At 35.6% G+C, this 931-nt stretch carries 1 protein-coding gene; it reads left to right on the forward strand.

Translation table 11 applies throughout. The features are described 5' to 3' along the window. Positions 1 to 385: 385 nt before the first annotated feature. On the forward strand, positions 386 to 826 hold the full coding sequence (locus CXF61_RS01765) for a hypothetical protein (RefSeq protein ID WP_165596943.1): 441 nt from the start codon (positions 386 to 388) through the stop codon (positions 824 to 826). Positions 827 to 931: the final 105 nt, after the last annotated feature.

Here is a 931-nt window from a genome sequence, read left to right on the forward strand (position 1 = left end):
AAAGCTCGATAGTCACTTAAAAGTGTTTGATTTGGTATTCTTTTATATCAATTATGGCTATGTCTGATGTCAGCATACTTTTTAGAACACCACCAAATAACTAATAATGGATATCCGTTTGTTTGTACTGTGTCTAGTTTAAGATAATATCTAGACACAGTATCTATTTTTAAAAGTATCAAATACTGCCAAAGCTATAACTAGATTATTCTCATTTTTGTTGCTTATTAGCGCACATCTTGCTTTAATAGTGCTAGCGCTTACATAAATAGTGCGTATCATTTATTTTTCTGTAATATTTAGCCTAACTATTGTTGCCGCAAGATTCCTGCGTGAAGATAGCAGCAGCCATTAATCATACTACTATGAGTTTCAGGATATCGTTATGACTGTTAAAGCAAAAACTCAACGCACAGTTAAGCAGAGATTTTTTACTGTATTGGCAACTCTAGGATTGTTAGCTGCAACTATCCAGCCTACTTTTGCAGCTATAGAAATTGATGAAACTGATTTTGGTCCTTCATATGAGACGATGGTAGTCGATACGATTGTTGGCAAACCATTGCAACTCGTGAATGCTGTGGCTGGAACAGCAGCTTATATCGTAAGCCTACCTTTCTCACTTATTGGTGGTAATGCAGATCAAGCACAGCAGAAGCTATTTGTTGAGCCTTGGGATGCGATGGGACGTTGTTTAGGCTGTACAGTTGCAGAAGACAACTATTACAAATCTCAAGTCGTTGATAATAACGTAGTGCGTATCGTTGTCGATCAACCATCAGAAATTTTAATTAACACCAATGATTATGTAGTGGTTACTCCATAACAATTTGCTTTTAATAGTCACATCAAATAGTTCATAAAAAATGACTGTGACTATTTCATAGCAAAAAGGCTAACGAAAAGTTAGCCTTTTTTATTGTCAACGAGT

The sequence above is a fragment of the Psychrobacter sp. 4Dc genome (assembly GCF_002836715.1).
Classification (GTDB): Bacteria; Pseudomonadota; Gammaproteobacteria; order Pseudomonadales; family Moraxellaceae; genus Psychrobacter.

Coding starts and splice junctions, on each gene's coding strand:
- CXF61_RS01765 (WP_165596943.1), top strand. CDS start 386: ATGACTGTTAAAGCAAAAACTCAACGCACAGTTAAGCAGAGATTTTTT.